The organism is Pseudomonas sp. AM8 (genome assembly GCF_036346475.1).
GTDB lineage: Bacteria > Pseudomonadota > Gammaproteobacteria > Pseudomonadales > Pseudomonadaceae > Aquipseudomonas > Aquipseudomonas marginalis.
This window is the reverse complement of sequence record NZ_JAOTNX010000013.1, coordinates 1-17,054: the sequence shown is the minus strand read 5'-3', so window position 1 is coordinate 17,054 and position 17,054 is coordinate 1. Positions and strand designations below refer to the sequence as shown.

At 58.9% G+C, this 17,054-nt stretch carries 14 protein-coding genes and 1 pseudogene; 11 read left to right on the top strand and 4 right to left on the bottom strand.

What is annotated here, in order from left to right; genetic code table 11:
• Positions 1 to 129: 129 nt before the first annotated feature.
• The 10 genes from V3W40_RS26595 (at position 130) to V3W40_RS26550 (ending at position 11,005) form a co-directional block, all read left to right on the top strand.
• Positions 130 to 2,376: a phage tail tape measure protein gene (locus V3W40_RS26595; protein ID WP_330215960.1), complete on the top strand. Its 2,247-nt coding sequence runs from the start codon at positions 130 to 132 to the stop codon at positions 2,374 to 2,376.
• On the top strand, positions 2,373 to 3,698 hold the full coding sequence (locus V3W40_RS26590; protein ID WP_330215959.1) for a DNA circularization protein: 1,326 nt from the start codon (positions 2,373 to 2,375) through the stop codon (positions 3,696 to 3,698). Before V3W40_RS26595 ends, V3W40_RS26590 begins: the two co-directional genes overlap by 4 nt.
• On the top strand, positions 3,688 to 4,803 hold the full coding sequence (locus tag V3W40_RS26585) for a phage baseplate assembly protein (protein ID WP_330215958.1): 1,116 nt from the start codon (positions 3,688 to 3,690) through the stop codon (positions 4,801 to 4,803). The genes V3W40_RS26590 and V3W40_RS26585 overlap by 11 nt, the downstream gene beginning before the upstream one ends.
• 34 nt (positions 4,804 to 4,837) lie before the next feature.
• The gene (locus tag V3W40_RS26580; protein WP_330215957.1) at positions 4,838 to 5,377 is read left to right on the top strand and encodes a phage baseplate assembly protein domain-containing protein; all 540 of its coding nucleotides are present in this window, start codon (positions 4,838 to 4,840) and stop codon (positions 5,375 to 5,377) included.
• Between the two features lie 73 nt (positions 5,378 to 5,450).
• Entirely contained in the window at positions 5,451 to 5,798 is a 348-nt protein-coding gene (locus tag V3W40_RS26575; RefSeq protein WP_330215956.1) for a phage GP46 family protein, read from the top strand.
• Positions 5,798 to 6,865, top strand: coding sequence for a baseplate J/gp47 family protein (locus V3W40_RS26570; RefSeq protein WP_330215955.1), 1,068 nt, complete (start codon positions 5,798 to 5,800; stop codon positions 6,863 to 6,865). The genes V3W40_RS26575 and V3W40_RS26570 overlap by 1 nt, the downstream gene beginning before the upstream one ends.
• A complete protein-coding gene (locus V3W40_RS26565) occupies positions 6,862 to 7,467 on the top strand; it encodes a putative phage tail protein (protein ID WP_330215954.1) in 606 nt (201 codons plus the stop codon). The genes V3W40_RS26570 and V3W40_RS26565 overlap by 4 nt, the downstream gene beginning before the upstream one ends.
• On the top strand, positions 7,460 to 9,247 hold the full coding sequence (locus tag V3W40_RS26560; protein ID WP_330215953.1) for a hypothetical protein: 1,788 nt from the start codon (positions 7,460 to 7,462) through the stop codon (positions 9,245 to 9,247). The genes V3W40_RS26565 and V3W40_RS26560 overlap by 8 nt, the downstream gene beginning before the upstream one ends.
• Positions 9,247 to 10,083 carry a hypothetical protein gene (locus tag V3W40_RS26555; RefSeq protein WP_330215952.1) on the top strand — a complete coding sequence of 279 codons (837 nt, stop codon included), beginning with the start codon at positions 9,247 to 9,249 and terminating at the stop codon, positions 10,081 to 10,083. The genes V3W40_RS26560 and V3W40_RS26555 overlap by 1 nt, the downstream gene beginning before the upstream one ends.
• Before the next feature lie 49 nt (positions 10,084 to 10,132).
• Entirely contained in the window at positions 10,133 to 11,005 is an 873-nt protein-coding gene (locus tag V3W40_RS26550; protein ID WP_330215951.1) for a gp53-like domain-containing protein, read from the top strand.
• Between the two features lie 496 nt (positions 11,006 to 11,501).
• Here V3W40_RS26550 and pcsA read toward each other — a convergent pair whose 3' ends face one another.
• On the bottom strand, positions 11,502 to 12,218 hold the full coding sequence (gene pcsA, locus V3W40_RS26545) for a phosphatidylcholine synthase (RefSeq protein ID WP_027606368.1): 717 nt from the start codon (positions 12,216 to 12,218) through the stop codon (positions 11,502 to 11,504).
• 148 nt (positions 12,219 to 12,366) lie between these two features.
• Entirely contained in the window at positions 12,367 to 13,293 is a 927-nt protein-coding gene (locus V3W40_RS26540; RefSeq protein WP_330215950.1) for a class I SAM-dependent methyltransferase, read from the bottom strand.
• Positions 13,294 to 13,484: 191 nt separating this feature from the next.
• Here V3W40_RS26540 and mdeB point away from each other — a divergent pair, with 191 nt between their 5' ends.
• Positions 13,485 to 16,163: an alpha-ketoglutarate dehydrogenase gene (gene mdeB / locus V3W40_RS26535; RefSeq protein WP_330215949.1), complete on the top strand. Its 2,679-nt coding sequence runs from the start codon at positions 13,485 to 13,487 to the stop codon at positions 16,161 to 16,163.
• A gap of 135 nt (positions 16,164 to 16,298) precedes the next feature.
• Here the strand turns inward: mdeB and V3W40_RS26530 are convergent, their stop codons facing one another.
• Together V3W40_RS26530 and V3W40_RS26525 are read right to left on the bottom strand one after the other, a co-directional pair.
• Positions 16,299 to 16,790, bottom strand: coding sequence for a DUF1289 domain-containing protein (locus tag V3W40_RS26530; RefSeq protein WP_065948623.1), 492 nt, complete (start codon positions 16,788 to 16,790; stop codon positions 16,299 to 16,301).
• 53 nt (positions 16,791 to 16,843) lie between these two features.
• Positions 16,844 to 17,054: pseudogene (locus V3W40_RS26525) on the bottom strand (ribonucleotide-diphosphate reductase subunit beta); the annotation flags it as partial.

Sequence of the window (17,054 nt, the reverse complement as noted above, 5' to 3'; positions counted from 1 at the left end):
CTGATTGAGGGCAAAAAAACAGGCCGAAGAATCATCAGCAAGCGCCAAAAGAACAAAGGGAAGCCCCCATCATCCAAGGCCCGTTAAAGGGCCTTCTCACTGCCCATCACATCACTTGGAGTCGTCCTGATGAGTTCTGATCTGCGCGTCGCACTTCGCATTCAGGCCAATGCGGGTAACAGTCGTCGTGAAATTCAGGCGCTTGAACGGGACTTGCGCAAAGCCGGGAAAGACGGTGCCAAAGCGCTCGCCGATGACAGTGCCAAAGCCACAGGCGCACTGACTAAAACGGGCCAGGCCGGTGCCGCCAGTTATAAAATCATCCGCCAGGCAATGCGCGATACTGCTACTCAGGGCTCAGCCGTGTTTCGCCAAGGTGTAATTCAGTCTCAGGGCGAACTCAAGCAATTGGGGCAAATTGGTCGCCAGGCAGCGCGTGAGGTCAAGGCTGAACTTGTACGCACTACCCTCGAGGGGACTGAACCACTGCGCCGAAGTGTTGAACGTACGGACGATAGCATGCGGCGTATGGCGCAAAACGGCGCACGCAACCTCCGAATGTTAAAGACGATTGCTGCCAGTACGCGTGCTGAATTTAATCGCCTCAAAGGGCTGGGTAGCTCAGCCCAAGGGCAACTGGCTGGGTTCGGTGTCGGTTTGGGCGTGGTCTCAGGCCTCAGCGCAAGCGCCCGGCGAGACCGACAGTTAATTCGTACTCAACAGACAGCGGGCATGACAGTTGCGCAACGAGAAGAGTGGCGCAACGAAAGTTGGCGACTTGCAAGAACGTACGGCGTTGAGCCAGAGCAAGTGCAAACTGGTTTCGACACCCTTATTGCGAGCGGCCTTTCTTATGACAAAGCCAAAGCAAGTTCCGGGGCAATCGCCCAGGCCACAGCAGTCACAGGTGCTGATTCGGGAATCTTAGCCAAGGCGTTGGTCACTGGTGCTAGCGCGTTCGACATTGATCTGTCCCAACCGAATGCGGCGCTCGATATTCTTCAGAAGATGGTTGTGGCTGGTCGATTGGGGAATGCTGAATTAGAGAACTTATCAAGTATTTTTCCGAAGGTTGGCCAAGACGCAAAACGAGCTGGGATGACCATGGCCCAGTCTCTTTCATTTGTTGAAACGCTATCACTTATAGAACTGGAACCTGATCGACTCGGCACATTGGCACAATCGACCCTTCGAGCATTCACCAACGACAGTTATAGAAAGGACGTTACCAAAAATACTGGCGTGGAATTTTTCGATAAAAAAGGCGGGACTAGAAATACACAAGACGTCTTTATGGATTTGCAGAAAAAGTACCGGGCACTGACCACCGATAAACAACGTGCGCGATTCATGGGCGTTGTTTTCGGCAAGATGGACCAAGACACTCAGAAGGGGGTAAACGCATTTCTCACTGGTGATCGTCTGGCGAATTTTGCTAAGAGCACGGGCGATATTGATAACGCAAAAGGGGTCATTGAGAAAGACCTTGCCGATAACCTGGGCAGTACCACAGCTGTTGGTAGTCGTATGAAAGCCACACTTGGCCAGGCCATTGACCGTATGGCTAGACCGCTCAACAAAGGTTTCGCTGACCTGGGCAGCTATCTATTAGATGATCTAAACATGTCCGGCGAGCAACTGCTCTTCGGCGGCGCAGCGGCAGCTGTGAGTGGCTACTATGCGGGGCGTGGTGCCAAAGCTGGCGCAGGGGCTTTAATGAATAAGTTCCTTGGTGGACCAGAGACACTAAAAAATATTGCCGTAGGCAAGGTACTGGAGGAAGCAACCGGCGTAACTTCCGTTTTTGTAACTAACTGGCCTACGGCTGGGCTAGGTTTCGGTAGTATCGCCAATGATCTGCCTGATATAGGTGGGGGAAGTGGAAAAGGTAAGGGAAGATTCCGCGCGCCACAAGTTCCTAAGTTTTTGGCTCCTCTGGCCCTCGCTTATGAGTTCACGCAGCTCGGAGGTTCGACAGGCCAGAATACCGATGAGGATCGGTTGGCTTTAGCGGCCAAGAACAAGCTGCTCGATGACGGTCAGCGAACCTATCAGGAAGCCTTTTACCGCAACCGAATTTCATTGCTCAACCAAAACCCCAACCAGACCTCTGACTGGGCCTCGACCCAGGCACGTCGATTGGCGCAACAAGATACTGGATTGACCGCTGCTGGCGGCTCAGTCGATAGCGCCAACAATTGGGCCTCTGGCGTGGCTGGCCGAGCGATTGACGCGGGCATGGGCACGATTGCGGCCGCTGAACGGCTCAGCCAGCTACTCGATAAGCCGTTGGTCATTGAGCTGCGAACGGATTCGCACTATATCCAGGCTGAAGTTGAGCGCCGCGCTGACATCCAGGTGAGGCGCGGGCAATGACCTGGGCGGAGGACCTGCTCGACTGCTCATACAAGGGCGTCGCCATCGAGGTCATGGACGAAGATCTGGAGGCCGCACGTGCGCTGGGAACCCACGGTGTTCCTTACGTAGATGGTGATGATGTCGAGGATCTGGGGCGAGGAGCGCGCCAGTTCGACGTGCGGGCCGTGTTCAACGGTGTCAACTACCTGCTGCAGTTGCAAGCGTTGCTCAGGGTGCTGGATACCCGTGGACCGGGGGAGCTGATCCATCCGGTCTACGGCAGCGTTACGGTTGTAAGTGGCGGTTACAAAGTTAGCCACCAAGCCAGCAGGCCGGACTACGCTGAAGTCGCGCTTAAGTTCCTGGAACACACACCTGGCCAGCCATTTTTCGCCCGCCAGTTTGAGTTCGTCGACGTGGGCACTCTCGACATTGAAGACAGCGCCAATTGGCAAGATGGTGTGCTCGATCTGTTTGGCCGCCTGGACTCGTTGGTGTCTGAGGTACAGTCCTGGATCGGCGGTGGATGGACGGGACTAATCGAAAAAGCCTTGGGTCTGCCCGGCATCACCTTACGATTGCAGCAGATGCGCTCGCAAATCCTGGGCGTTGTCTCCGGCGTTGCGTCGATGGCGGGGAACACTTCCTCGGCTTTCGATCCACTGCTCGATCTGGGTCGCACACCCACTGAAATTCGAGCCGCTATTCAAAGCAGTACGCCGAGTACTTCGGCTGAACTACTCAGTCGGTCGAGCGTACCGTCGAGTATGCCCGGTACCACTTCATTGCCACCCGATGTCGGGCGCATGGCCACAGTCTTATTGGTAACAGCGCGCCAAGGTGAGGAACCGTTAGAAAGCTCGGTGCCCGATGCCATGCCGGCAGATCCCGTGGAGGCCTTAGGTTATGCCCTGGTCGTACTGGTGATCACCGAATTGGCGTTGGCCAACGCGCAGGCCATCGGCGTGGTGATCGAGGCCGAGGCGGATGATCTGACCTTGAGCCCAGAGGAGCTGGAGCGCCTGGTTAACCTGGTACGTAGTTTGATCCAGGCAGCCATTCTGCTGCATCGCCGACTCTATGATATTGAAACAGCACTCCCGGTCATCGAAGACCTTCGTACTATCGCGGCGTTGATCCAGGTCAGGGCGCGCCAGGTGATTCTACAAAGGCCACCGCTGCTCAGCCGGACGGTGGAAAGTACCTCCAGTCTGCGCTTACTGGCTCACCGCTGGTACGGCGACAACTCGCGTGCGCTTGAGCTGCTGCGCCTCAACCCAACATTGCGCACGCCCTATGGCATCGCGGCAGGCACAGTGATGAGAGCTTATGCAAACTGAAGCGTCCATACGCCTTTCCATTGGCGGTCTCTCGCACGAAACCTGGAATGGCTGGTCAGTCGAGTCCGACTTGCTGACGCCCTCTGATGGGTTCGAGCTGGAGTTGTTCACGCGCGACACCATCAAGTTGCCCAAGGTATTGGTCGAGGGCGCGAGTTGTGAACTCACGCTGGGTAAGGACCGGGTTCTGACAGGGCAAGTCGATGACTTTGAACATGATGTCTCGCGCCGGGGCATCTTCATTCGGGTGGTCGGACGAGACAAGGCTGCCGGTCTGGTCGATTGCTCTACGCCCTTCGTTGCCATGCGCGAAGCCTCCCTGGCGGACATCGTGAAAGAGGTTGTAAAGCCGTTGGGCATTACCCGTGTCGAGATCCGGGCTGAAAACGCCAAGATTCGTCGTCGTATCCAAATCGAGCCAGGCCAGTCCGCCTGGGAGGCCCTCCTGCAGGTGGCCGAGGCGAACGGTCTGTGGCCATGGGTTGAGCCTGACGGTTTATTGGTCGTCGGTGGTCCTGACTACACCTCGGCTCCTGTTGCGACCCTGGTAATGCGAGAGGATGGCCAGGGCAACAATATGGAGCGTTTGTCTGTTCATCGATCTATTGCCGGACGTTATAGCCAGATCACTGTCCTGGGCCAGCACGGTCAATATGCCAACGATGGGCTGGATACCACACGGTCCCACCTTCGCTCAGTGATCCAGGACGAAACCCTGACTCGCCGTGGCATCTTTCGTCCCAAAGTGGTCATCGACAGTTCCAGTGAAAACCAGGACATGGCCACCACTCGTGCCCGCAAGCTATTGGCAGACAGCCGTCTGGAAGGGTTCGAGGCTCGCGCCATTGTTGCAGGACATCGCACGGGAAACGGCCGTGTGTGGACGCCAGGTCAGCGCGTCATCATCCGCAGTGAGCCACATGAACTGGATGGCATCTACTTTCTAATGGCGAGAACACTGCGGCTGAGCCGCACTGAGGGTGCAATTACCGAGCTGCGGTTTCGTGAAGACAAAATGTGGGTGCTGGACGGTAATCCTGTCAAGAAACATAAGGGTAAGGCAAACCCCGATGCCGCTTTCATCGAATACATTCGCGGGCTCTAACCGGGGGATCTGAATGAGAAGTTTGGCGCGGTTGATGAAAACTCAGGCGGCGAGTGAACGGCGAAATTTCCGGCAAGCGTTTCGCGCTGTGGCTGTCGGCGATACCCAGAGCGCGATAACCGGTGTTGAGATGCAGGGTCTGGCCGGCGAGTCTGTTTCCGGCGAATTGTTCCAGCACTACGGCTTCACCTCGGCCCCTTTGCCGGGGGCGGAATACATCGCCATTCCTGTTGGTGGCAACAGTAATCACACGGTTGTCATCGCGACAGAGGATGGCCGTTATCGTTTGAAGGTGCTTGGTGGAGAGGTCGCACTTTACTCGGACGAAGGCGACCACGTGCACCTCAAGCGCGGCCGCGTGATCGAAGTTGAAACCCAGACACTTCTGGTCAAAGCCGGTACTAAGGTGCGGTTTGAAACGCCACGTATTGAGACTACTGGCGAAGTCCAGGCGGATGGAAACATCCTGTCTGCAGGCGAGATCATCGACCATACCCGAAGCATGCAGGCCGACCGCGAGATCTATAACGGACACCAGCACGGCAATAGCCCAACACCCACTCAGCAGCAGTGATGGCATTGGCAATAGCGATAATTCGTCGAGCTGAAACTGCGTTGCGCGCGCACGGGAGGCAATCTACTGCCCTATGGACGCAGGCATAAACCCAACCTCAGGTGATTTGACAGGCCAGCGCATTTCGACGCTGGCAAACGCTGTATACCTGCGCCTTATGACTCCGTTGGGCAGTTACTGGGCTGATCCATCATTGGGCTCGCGACTGCATGAGCTGCGCCGCGAAAAGGACAAGGCTCGTGTCGGTCGCCTTGCCAAACAGTACGCCCAGGAAGCGCTGCAGGGTTTGATAGACGATGGGCGAGCCACAGCTATTGAGATCACTGTCGAGCAATTGCACGACGGCTGGTTACGCTTGCTGATCGAGGTCACCGCTCCGGCCGGTAGACAGACCTTTGAACATTCCGTGAGAGTGATCTGATGGCGTACGACGCCCCCTCATTTGAAACCATTCGCACGCGCGGCCTGCGCGAGATCCGTTCGCTCTTGCCTGACGCCGATATTGGCAGCGACAGCGACAATTACGTGCGCATCAGTTCCGTGGCGGCGGTCGCCGAAGGCATTCACCAACAGGGATCCTGGACTGCCCGGCAAATTTTCCCCGACAGCGCTGACTTTGACGAACTCAAGAAACATGCGTCTACCCGTGGTGTGTACCCCAAGTCCGCCACCGCTGCTGACAGCACCGTTGCCGTGGTCGGCACGGCCGGGAAGACCTTGCCTGCTTCATCACAGATTCGTCATACCGCCAGCGGCACAGTGCTGACCACCACCGCTGCTGTCACCCTCGGAGTTGCCGGCACTGCGGACGCGCCGGTGACAACGACAGCTACGGGCTCAGCGCTTAACGGGCTGGAGGGGCCAGCAACGTTGACCAGCCCGCCATTAGGTATCAACAGCGCCTGCTCCTTGTCCGCGCTCAAGGGTGGAACCGACGACGAAAAGCAAGAGAGTCTGTTAGCTCGTTACCTGGATGTGCTGCGCAACCCACCCAGCGGTGGAAACCTAGCGGACTATCGGCGTTGGGCATTGTCCGTGGATGGCGTGTCAACGGTCCTGGTGATCCCCAAGCGACGGGGTGGTAACGCCATTGACGTTGTCATCACTTCTGCGGGTGGCCCTTCGTCGGCTGTCATTATCGCCGCCTGCCAGGCCTACCTTGAGTCGGTAGCACCGGCCGGCGCGGATATTTGGGTATTCACCCCAGCCGTATTGACGGTCAATTTGGCACTACGTTTGGCACTAGATAGCGGGTATACGCTGGCCAACCTGCAAAGCCCGGTTGAATCTGCCGCTGCCGGCGTCATTGATCCATTGCTCCCGCTTGAAACTCTTTACCGCATCCGTCTTACCGCCGCCGTTAGCAGTCTCGCGGGCGTTGTTGACTTCGACCTGGTAACGCCAGCGGCCAATATCTCTGCCTCCGAAGACCCGTCAATGGTCCGTTGGGTTCGTCTGGGTACCGTCACTCTAGAGCCGATGACATGAGCGAAGTACTGATCGAGCAGCTTCAGGCATTACTTCCGCCTGTCGCATATGACCCGAATGGCAAAGTGTTGATGGCGCAGCTGACCGCCGAAAGTGATGCCCTGGGCGATGCACTGACAGAACTGGAAGCGGTTGGGAGCGCTATTTTTCCGGCCTCGGCCGGTGACTACATCACCGACTGGGAGCGTGTTTACAACCTCACACCGGCTGACGGCGCCACGATGGATGATCGAGTACAGGCGGTCGAGGCCGCTATGGCGGATCTGGGCGGTCAATCCATCCCCTATTTCATCCGCCTGGCCGCGCTCTACGGTGTTGAGGCGGACGTGGTGATGTTCAGGGTTCCTGTGGTCGGACTGCTGAATGCCGGCGATCCAATTTATTCGGGTGACTGGCCATTTACCTGGCGCGTGGAGGCTCCACTCACCGCCTATCAAAGTGTCGCCATGGAGGCGCAAATCACTACGCGTCGACCAGGTAACACCGATGTGATTTTTGGATATGGCGATGAGGTAGTCGATGTCGTGACCAAAGCGGCCGACCAGATTTTCAACGCGGTGAATTACGTTCTGCCTCTCAACATGAGTACATCCAATGGCTGATCAAACAAGCATTGAGGCACTGGCTTCCTATGCTGGCGAACTTTCAGAGGCCGCTGCAAAAGCTCAAGCCGCCTCGGAGCTGCAGCGCAAAATCTTAAATGGTGATGCACAGACGGATGTGCTGACGGAATCAGGCCCAGTGCCGACCTTTGCCAAGCAGGCCCGACTCTATCAAGAGGCGATGCCAGACGCGGTAGCTGACCTCAGCGCGCAAATGGCGGATGGCAAGGTATATGCCACAGTTGCTCTTGGCTTAGCTGCAACAGCGAACGGCCAATCTTTCTATGTAGAACCTACCTCGGCAGCGATGTCTCGTAGCCTCTACGTGCGCGTCAGCGCGGCCGAGGCTCGGCATGTGTCTGACGATCCGTCCTTAGGGGCTGTCTCTGAACTGGGTACACGAACAGCAGCGGTGGAAAGCGGCACGTTCAGCGAGCTGGAGTTGAGATTTATCCGCCTGGGCGTCGAGTCGGGTTACGTGTGGGCGTTAGTCGATTCTGCCGGTCGGATGGCGTTGGGCTGCAAAATTGACGGTTCGATGGTTGGTAAGTTCGTACTCAGGGACGGCACGGTTAATCGAACAACCCTGAACCTCGACCTAGATGGGTTCATTGCGAAAGCCCTCGACCCTGAGACGGGGTATGTCTGGGCGGTGACCGACACCCAGGGGCGAATAGGCCTGGCTCTACGCCTCGACGGCACTGTCACTGGGAAGTTTTTACTCGGCACTGGCGCGGTTCTCCGTGCGGCTCTGGGGGCCGATCTATCTGGCTACATTGCCGTTCAACTGAGTCCTGAATCCGGCTACGTCTGGGCTGTCGTCGATTCAGTAGGTCGCATCGCTTTGGGCATCACCACCGCCGGAAAAACCGTTGGTAACTTTGATTTACACATTCCTGATGTGACGGGTATCGAGTATCTCAAGCCGCTGGTCGACCTGCTGTGCGTGGGGGACTCTCTGACAGCAAACAGCAGCCAGGTCACTTGGCGCGAGCAACTGGCGCCACTGATCAGTGCGCGGACAATCGTCAACGGCGGGATTGGCGGGCAAACCTCCCGCCAGATTGCCGCACGTTTCGGTGCCGGTTGTGCATTGCTGACCGTAACGGGCAACCAGATCCCGGCATCGGGTTCGGTGGCTGTCACCGCCTTGAGCACCTTGCCACTGTCTACCCCCGCAACCAACTCGGGAACCTTCACGCTGAAAGGTACGTTAGGCGGCATCCACGGCACGCTGACCTGCGAGCACAGCGAGGCAGGCGACGAATCAGACGCTTACACGTTCACCAGGGATGCGGCCGGAGAGGCCCGATACAGCTCGCCCAGGTCACCTTTCGTGCCCGATGTACCTGGTGAAGGCTTCTATACCCAGATCATCTGGATGGGCCGCAACAACCTCGACAACATCGAGCAAATCAAGTCCGACATCCGCGCCATGGTCAGCGTGCAGAAAACCGCCGAGAAGCGCTATCTGATCATCACACCACCGCTCGGAGGCAATCCAACACCCGGTGCCTCCACTGGTGAGGGTGTAGGTACCAGCACCTATAACAACTGCGTGGCACTGGAGGACTGGGCGACCACCGAGTATGGCGACCGTGTAATCAAAATCCGCGAATGGCTGATGCAGTTCAACAACGGCAGCGCCGACGATCTAGATGACGTGGCCAAGGGGGTTGTTCCCCGTTCTCTGCGGCTAGACATCATTCACAACACCACCATCAGCAATGGGCATATCGCCCGTCGTATCGCCTATGAAATCAACCGGAGGTCCTGGTAATGGCCGGGCAAAAAACAGTACTGGAAGGCGTCACCTTTACCGATACAACGCTCCCTATTCTGCGTGCTGACGGGGTGCTAAGTGCGGGTTCGCTCTACCTGTTTGACCTGGGCCACAGCCTAGGCCAGGTCACCGGCGTACCGATCACCGGCACTCCTATTCCCAACATCGCCTATGCGGAGGCAGCCGTAATCTTGGGAGGCGGCTCGGCCGCATCGCTGGCGGGCTCGTTTCTTAATAACTCGCAGGCTGCAGACGCGTTGTTTGAGCGCACGAGTAAAAAGGGTCTCCAGGGCATTTATAGCCAGGTGAACAACAGCAACAACAGCCGAGGCGCCCAAATCAACCTGGCCACCTCGATCCGCGATTACATGATCGCCAACAAGACCCACCTGTTCTACATCTCAGTGTGGGCACGACGCACCCGTGCGTCCTTAGCTGGCCACCGCTTCATGGAGATCGGTACCGGTGGCAGTTACCTGGGCTACTTCGCATCCACCGGCCCGACCTCGAAGGTGGCAGGCAGTAGCAAGATCGTCGGGGGAATCAACTCTGTGGCGAACCGGTTCTGTGCCATGACTGCTCAGGCGGGGGCCGCTGACACCGTTTCGGCGGCCGCATCAGCGATGGTATTCGGCAACATCGGCTCGGGTGGCGCGTTGGTCAACCAGTGTCCGTCGGACATCTTTTATCGCGCCTATTGTGAAGACCTCACGGTGTCGGGCCGTACATACGCCCAGGTCGAGGCGCTGGATGAAGCGTTGTGGAGTGCAGCATTCGGCGCGGGTGGGCGGTTTGCCGATGACACGTTCACAGCAGCATCAGCTTTTCCGTAGGCCGCTTTCGCAATGCCTCTGCCACTCTGTGTAGCCACCGGACAATGAAATGGAAAGAATCTCAGCGTTTACCGATTTATGCACCGCCGCAGGCCTGTTCCGCTATGGAACTGAAGCCGGTGGTGTGCCGCCCACTCCGGTAAAGGCCGAGTGGCTGAACATCATCCAGGAAGAGCTGTGCAACTTCATTCTGGCTTACCTACCAAACCTGAATGCTGAAGATAATACCCAACTGCTCAAGGCAGTCCGGCAGCTCGTCTTGAACTACTACACCAAGCCTGAGACCGACGAACTGCTACTGCTCAAAGCACCGGTTAACTCGCCAAAACTGACCGGTATACCGGAAGCACCAACCCCCGCACCTGGGGCGAACACCAAGCAGATCGCGAATGCCGCGTTCGTCCAGGCTGCAATTGCCGCCCTGGTCGACTCTTCGCCGGGCACCCTGGACACATTGAGGGAGCTTGCCACCGCTTTAGGCGATGATCCGAACTTTGCTACGACGATGACGAACATCCTCGCAACGAAGGCCGCAAAGGCTGTAAGCCTTGCTGGTTACGGCATCGAGGACGCTTACACAGAGGCTCAGGTCGACGAGCTGCTGTCTCACAAGCAAGACAAAAACACGGCGTTGATGGGGGTGAATGGATGGCGTCTGGACCACGCCACAGGGCTTTTGGAACAGTGGGGGCAAGGGAGTGTTGGAGGTGATGGCATAAGTGGCCCAATAGACTTTCCGACACCCTTCGCAGAGGTCTACAACTGCTTTGGTAACAAAATCACTCCTAATTCTGAGGACGGAGATGCCAACTCTGCTGGCGCTTACGCGATCAGCAACACGCAGTTCAGACTGTTTAACGACACGATGAACTTCGGGGCAACGATCCACTGGCGGGCGATAGGGAAGGCGCCCGGCTATTAAGTGCCAAATATTCCGCTAAAGTTTGATGGTTCTGGCAGGCGCCGCTGGTGCCAAGTGATGCGTCAAGTGGTGCCAAAACCGATGCGCGCTTACAGATGCGAAGCGAGCCGCTCTTGATCTTGCTTTAGATCTTGATCTTGATCTCAGGCGCCCCGTTAACCACGCTGGCCGGAATCCGATAGTGATTTGGGGGGTAAACCGGCAGGGATGCCGGTTTAGCCGCCCCGCGCCATGGATGGCGCGGGGCGGCGGCCCCCCACATCACTGTCGGATTACGGGCACACCGAGCCTGGGCGAGGTGCCGAGTGGTGGGGCGAAGCGTTTTTGGTTACTTTTGGCGCTTTTCCAAAAGTGACAAGCCGTAAGGGCGTAACCATAGGCGGCCGTTACCGCAGCAACGGATATGTACTCATTCCACGCCAACATCCTGGTCGGCTGTCAGGCCGCCATCGGGAGCAAGCCCCCTCCCACATTTTGCCCACGGTGTGTCAGTTGCCTATTTGTGAGTCCCCATCCACTCCAGCGCCGTGCGCCACACGCAGATCCCGAGGAAATACGCGGACATCACCGACCACAACCCAAACGTCCACGGGTTGGTGTTGGGATAATCCACCACCATCAAAAAGCTGCACAGCAACCAGATGGTGGTCACTGCGATATTGATCGGCATGAAGCGCTTGACCCGGAACGGGTGCAGGAACTTCATCGGCGTCACGGTCAGCAGGGCCAGGCCGATCACGGTCAGCAAGGTGACCCAGGCGTCCGGCTGGATGATGTATACGCACAAGGCCACCACGTTCCAGGCGGCGGGAAAGCCGACGAAGTAGTTGTCCTTGCTCTTCATGTTCACGTTGCAGAAGCAGAACAGCGATGAAACCAGGATCACCGACACCGTGAACAGGTGGGTAAAGTCCGGCAGGTCGATATAGCGGTAGATAAACAGTGCCGGAATAAACACATAGGTGAGGTAATCGATCACCAGGTCCAGTACCGAGCCGTCAAAGCTGGGCAATACCGTGCTGACATTCACCCGTCGCGCCAGGGAACCATCCACGCCGTCTACTACCAGGGCCAGGCCCAGCCAGAGCAGGCAGGCCTTGGGTGAGTTTTCCAGCAGCGCCAGGGTGGCCAGGAAGGCCAATACCACACCGGTGGCGGTAAAGCCGTGGGCGCCCCAGGCTTTGATTCTGGCTACATGCAGGGTCGATATCACGGGCGGTTCTCCAAAAGGTGAAACGGGGCAGCCGACAACGTGACGCTGTCGAGTCTGGCCGGGGAATGCAGGTATCGACCGGGAAGGGGGTCATAAGGTTCACCGCCCGGCGCATCCCATAGCGTAGCAAGCGTAGGACGTTTCGGCATCAGCCTTGGCGAAACACCAGCGCCTTGAGGCCACTTTGCGCGTCGATATCCGGAAATTCCGGCGGGTTTTCCAGCCGTTCAATAAAGCGCAGGCCCGGTGCTTCGCGGGTGACGCCGTCGATCAGGAAGTCTTCGCCGAAGGCCGGGTCGTTCATGCACGCCAGGACAGTGCCCTGGGCCGTGAGCAAATCCGGCAGGCGACGCAGTACGCGCTGGTAGTCCTTGGTCAGCAGGAAGCTGCCTTTCTGGAAGGACGGCGGGTCGATGATCACCAGGTCGTAGGGGCCGCTGTGGGTGACCTTGGCCCAGGATTTGAACAGGTCGTGGCCGAGGAAGGTGACCTTGCTCAGGTCATGACCGTTGAGGCGGTGGTTATCGCGACCACGGCTCAGGGCGCCACGGGCCATGTCCAGGTTCACCACGTGGCTGGCGCCGCCCTCGATGGCCGCGACCGAGAAGCCGCATGTGTAGGCAAACAGGTTGAGCACCCGCTGGCCCTTGGCCTGTTCGCGCACCCAGTTGCGGCCGTAGCGCATGTCGAGGAACAGCCCGCTGTTCTGCTTTTTGCCAAGGTCGATCAGGTAACGCAGGCCGCCTTCGGTGATGGTCAGCTCGTCGATGGCTGCGCCCACCAGCCATTCCGTGGTGCTTTGCGGCAGGTAGCGGTGTTGCAGCGCCACGCTGTGGGCGCCGGATTGGGCCCAGTCGAAGTCGATCAACAGCTGTTTCAACCCCTCCAGGTGGGGCGCTTCGGGCTCTTTGAACAGCGCGACCAGCACCACGCCTTGCAGCCAGTCCACGGTCAATTGCTCCAGGCCCGGCCAGCAGCGGCCACGGCCATGGAACAGGCGCCGTGTTTCAGCCGGCGGGTTGGCCAGGGCGGTGAGCAGGTGGGCGTGCAGGGTAGCGAGTGCGTCTGGGTTCATCGTTGAGCGTCAGTCATTGAGCGGGCGGCATTTTAAACACACTGGTGAGGTTTCTGGTTGTTTGAGCACAACGTGCTGGGAAAAAGCCCATGGGCAGTGATTCATGCTCAAAATTCTGTAAACCGCGCCTGATAACAGGCAAAAAATCCTCCAGCACCGACATAAACTGGAAAAAAAGCCCGGAGGTGCCCATGAACGGTTTCGCGAGTGCAGTGAATCACACAGCCCTGGATCAACCAGAGCTCGACGAATGGCGCGACGCGCTGGCGTCGCTGGTAGCCAATGCCGGGCCTGAGCGCGCACGGCAGATCCTCGACCTGCTGGCCCGCGACGCCAGCGCCCCGCACATCGACTGGAAACCCCGCCACGGTACGCCCTACATCAATAGCATCAGCGTCGAGCAGCAACCGGCGTTTCCCGGCGACCTGGCCACCGAAGAACGCCTGGCCTCACTGGTACGCTGGAACGCCCTGGCCATGGTGGTGCGGGCCAACCAGGCCTATGGCGAACTCGGTGGCCATATCGCCAGTTACGCCAGTGCGGCGGATTTGTTCGAGGTGGGTTTCAATCACTTTTTCCGCGCCCGCAATCACGACTTTGGCGGCGACCTGGTGTTCTACCAGCCCCATTCGGCCCCCGGCATTTATGCGCGCGCCTTCCTTGAAGGGCGCTTGAGCGCGGACGACCTGGCCCACTATCGCCAGGAACTCGGTGGCGCCAAGGCCGGAGCGCGTGGGCTGTGCAGCTACCCGCACCCGTGGTTGATGCCGGACTTCTGGCAGTTCCCCACCGGTTCCATGGGCATTGGCCCCATCAGTTCGATCTTCCAGGCGCGCTTCATGCGCTATCTGCAGCATCGCGGCCTGCAGGACACCGCCGAGCGTCACGTGTGGGGTGTCTTCGGCGACGGCGAAATGGACGAGCCGGAAAGCATGTCGGCCCTGACCCTGGCCGCGCGCGAAGGCCTCGACAACCTGACCTGGGTGGTTAACTGCAACCTGCAACGCCTCGACGGCCCGGTGCGTGGCAACGGGCGGATCATCGACGAGCTGGAGGCGTTGTTCGCGGGGGCAGGGTGGAATGTGATCAAGCTGGTCTGGGGGTCGGACTGGGACGCCTTGCTTGCCAAGGATGCCGACGGTTCCCTGGTCAACACGTTGTCGAGCACCATGGACGGTCAATTCCAGACCTTCGCCGCCAAGGACGGGGCCTACAACCGCGAACACTTCTTCGGCCAGAGCGCGGCGCTGGCCAGCTTGGTCAAGGGCATGAGCGATGAGCAGATCGACCGCCTCAAGCGTGGCGGCCACGACATGGTCAAGATCCATGCCGCCTATCACGCGGCTCGCCGGGTCAAGGGCAAGCCCACGGTGATCCTGGCCCAGACCAAAAAAGGTTTCGGCATGGGCGAGGCCGGGCAGGGCAAGATGACCACTCACCAGCAGAAGAAGCTCGATCGCGAGGCGCTGCTCGCGTTCCGCAACCGTTTCCAGTTGCCGCTGAGCGATGAACAGGCCGAGTCGCTGAGCTTCTTCAAACCCACGGATGACAGCCTCGAGTTGCGCTACCTGCATCAGCGGCGCACGGCCCTGGGCGGTTATGTGCCCAGCCGTAGCCAGGCCGCAGCACCGGTGAACGTCCCGCCCGTGAGCGGTTACGCCGGTTTCGCCACGGCGGCCGACGGCAAGGAAATGTCCACCACCATGGCCTTCGTGCGCATGCTGACCAACCTGCTCAAGGACAAGGCGCTCGGGCCGCGCATCGTGCCCATCGTGGCGGATGAGGCGCGCACTTTCGGCATGGCCAACCTGTTCAAGCAGATCGGCATCTATTCCAGTGTCGGCCAGCGTTATGAGCCGGAAGACATCGGTTCGATCCTCAGCTACCGCGAAGCCACCGACGGGCAGATTCTTGAAGAAGGCATCAGCGAGGCCAGTGCCATCAGTTCCTGGGTGGCGGCGGCCACCAGTTACTCGGTGCATGGCCTGCGCATGCTGCCGTTCTACATCTATTACTCGATGTTCGGCTTCCAGCGCGTCGGCGACCTGATCTGGGCCGCCGCCGACCAGCGCGCCCGTGGCTTCCTGCTCGGTGCCACGGCCGGGCGCACCACACTCGGCGGTGAGGGCTTGCAGCACCAGGACGGCAGCAGCCATCTCACCGCCGCCACCGTGCCCAACTGCCGCGCCTACGATCCGGCGTTTGCCGGTGAATTTGCGGTGATCCTCGACCACGGCATGCGCCAGATGCTGGAACAGGATGTGGACGAGTTCTACTACGTGACCCTGATGAACGAAAACTACCCGCAGCCAAGCCTGCCCGCAGGCGTGGAGGCGGCGGTCATCAAGGGCCTGTATCGCCTGGAAGGCGCCGCCGACGCCCGGGTACGCCTGCTCGGTTCGGGCACCTTGCTGCGTGAAGCCCAGGCCGCCGCGCGGTTACTGGCTGAGGATTGGCACGTGGCGAGCGAGGTGTACAGCGTCACCAGTTTCAGCGAACTGGCACGGGAGGCGCGGGAAGTGGAACGCTGGAACCGCCTGCATCCGCAGGCCGGCAAGCGCGTCAGTCACCTGAATGACTGCTTGCCGGCAGGTGCGCCAGTGGTTGCCGTGTCCGACTACGTACGCGCAGTACCGCAGATGATTGCGTCCTATCTGGACTCCAGCTACACCGTGCTCGGCACCGACGGGTTTGGTCGCAGTGATACACGGGCGGCGCTGCGGGATTTCTTTGAGGTGGATCGGCATCACATCGTGCTGGCGGCGCTTACCGCGTTGGTGGAGCAGGGCAGTCTTGAGCGGCAGGTGTGCCAGCAGGCGATTGAGCGGTATGGCTTGCAGGTGGATCGCGCAGCTTCCTGGACCTGCTGATTCCCCCCGTAGATACAACACCGCGTAAATCCGTAGCTGTCGAGCCCCGGCGAGGCTGCGTAGGCCGCGACTCGAGCTTGAATCGGCAGCGCGCCTGACGCAGCCTCGCTGGCAGCTCGGCAGCTGCTACGACGGTCACATGCTGCTGGCGATGAGGGGCTGACCGAACACTTCGCGTATAAACCCCGGGGCGATATACCGCTCGTAATGCGCCTCGGACAGCAGGAAAAACTCCCGGTCAATGGCATCGCGCAAATCCGCCAGGCTGCGTTCGCGAAACTCCGGCAACAACGCCAAGCCATAGGCGTCCAGCCTGGAAATCACCCGCGCGCCCCGGGCAATCAGCTGGTACGCCCAGCAATACGGCGACTGGTGCGGCATAAAGCGAATCTTGCGATCTTCCAGTTGCTGGCGCAGGCGCTGCGGGTCGAACACTTCCAGCTTGCTGGCCATCACCTGCACCAGCAATTGCTCAAGGCGCAGCCATACCGCCTGCTTTTCCTCGGCGTTGTAGCCATTCCACTGGATCACTTCATGGTGATAACGCTTGCAGCCTCGGCAGACCAGGTCGCCGTAAACGGTGGAGCACAGGCCGACGCAGGGGGTCTTGATGGTTTGATTGGGCATAAAAAACATCGACAAGTGAAACAACACGGCCCCAGAAAGGGGCCGTTTTTTAATCAATCCCAGCTCAGCGCACCGCCGGTCTGATACTCGATCACACGGGTTTCGAAGAAGTTTTTCTCTTTCTTCAAATCCATGATTTCACTCATCCACGGGAACGGGTTGGTCGTCCCCGGATACTCTTCCTTCAACCCAATCTGCGACAGGCGACGGTTAGCGATGAACTTCAGATAGTCTTCCATCATCGCAGCGTTCATACCGAGCACA

What these genes read in the sequence shown, in the direction of transcription:
- V3W40_RS26595 (WP_330215960.1), top strand. Translation starts at nt 130, where the DNA reads ATGAGTTCTGATCTGCGCGTCGCACTTCGCATTCAGGCCAATGCGGGT.
- V3W40_RS26530 (WP_065948623.1), bottom strand. Translation starts at nt 16,790, where the DNA reads ATGCCCAATCAAACCATCAAGACCCCCTGCGTCGGCCTGTGCTCCACC.
- V3W40_RS26555 (WP_330215952.1), top strand. Translation starts at nt 9,247, where the DNA reads ATGGCCGGGCAAAAAACAGTACTGGAAGGCGTCACCTTTACCGATACA.
- mdeB (WP_330215949.1), top strand. Translation starts at nt 13,485, where the DNA reads ATGAACGGTTTCGCGAGTGCAGTGAATCACACAGCCCTGGATCAACCA.
- V3W40_RS26565 (WP_330215954.1), top strand. Translation starts at nt 6,862, where the DNA reads ATGAGCGAAGTACTGATCGAGCAGCTTCAGGCATTACTTCCGCCTGTC.
- V3W40_RS26575 (WP_330215956.1), top strand. Translation starts at nt 5,451, where the DNA reads ATGGACGCAGGCATAAACCCAACCTCAGGTGATTTGACAGGCCAGCGC.
- V3W40_RS26580 (WP_330215957.1), top strand. Translation starts at nt 4,838, where the DNA reads ATGAAAACTCAGGCGGCGAGTGAACGGCGAAATTTCCGGCAAGCGTTT.
- V3W40_RS26590 (WP_330215959.1), top strand. Translation starts at nt 2,373, where the DNA reads ATGACCTGGGCGGAGGACCTGCTCGACTGCTCATACAAGGGCGTCGCC.
- V3W40_RS26560 (WP_330215953.1), top strand. Translation starts at nt 7,460, where the DNA reads ATGGCTGATCAAACAAGCATTGAGGCACTGGCTTCCTATGCTGGCGAA.
- V3W40_RS26570 (WP_330215955.1), top strand. Translation starts at nt 5,798, where the DNA reads ATGGCGTACGACGCCCCCTCATTTGAAACCATTCGCACGCGCGGCCTG.
- V3W40_RS26550 (WP_330215951.1), top strand. Translation starts at nt 10,133, where the DNA reads ATGGAAAGAATCTCAGCGTTTACCGATTTATGCACCGCCGCAGGCCTG.
- V3W40_RS26540 (WP_330215950.1), bottom strand. Translation starts at nt 13,293, where the DNA reads ATGAACCCAGACGCACTCGCTACCCTGCACGCCCACCTGCTCACCGCC.
- V3W40_RS26585 (WP_330215958.1), top strand. Translation starts at nt 3,688, where the DNA reads ATGCAAACTGAAGCGTCCATACGCCTTTCCATTGGCGGTCTCTCGCAC.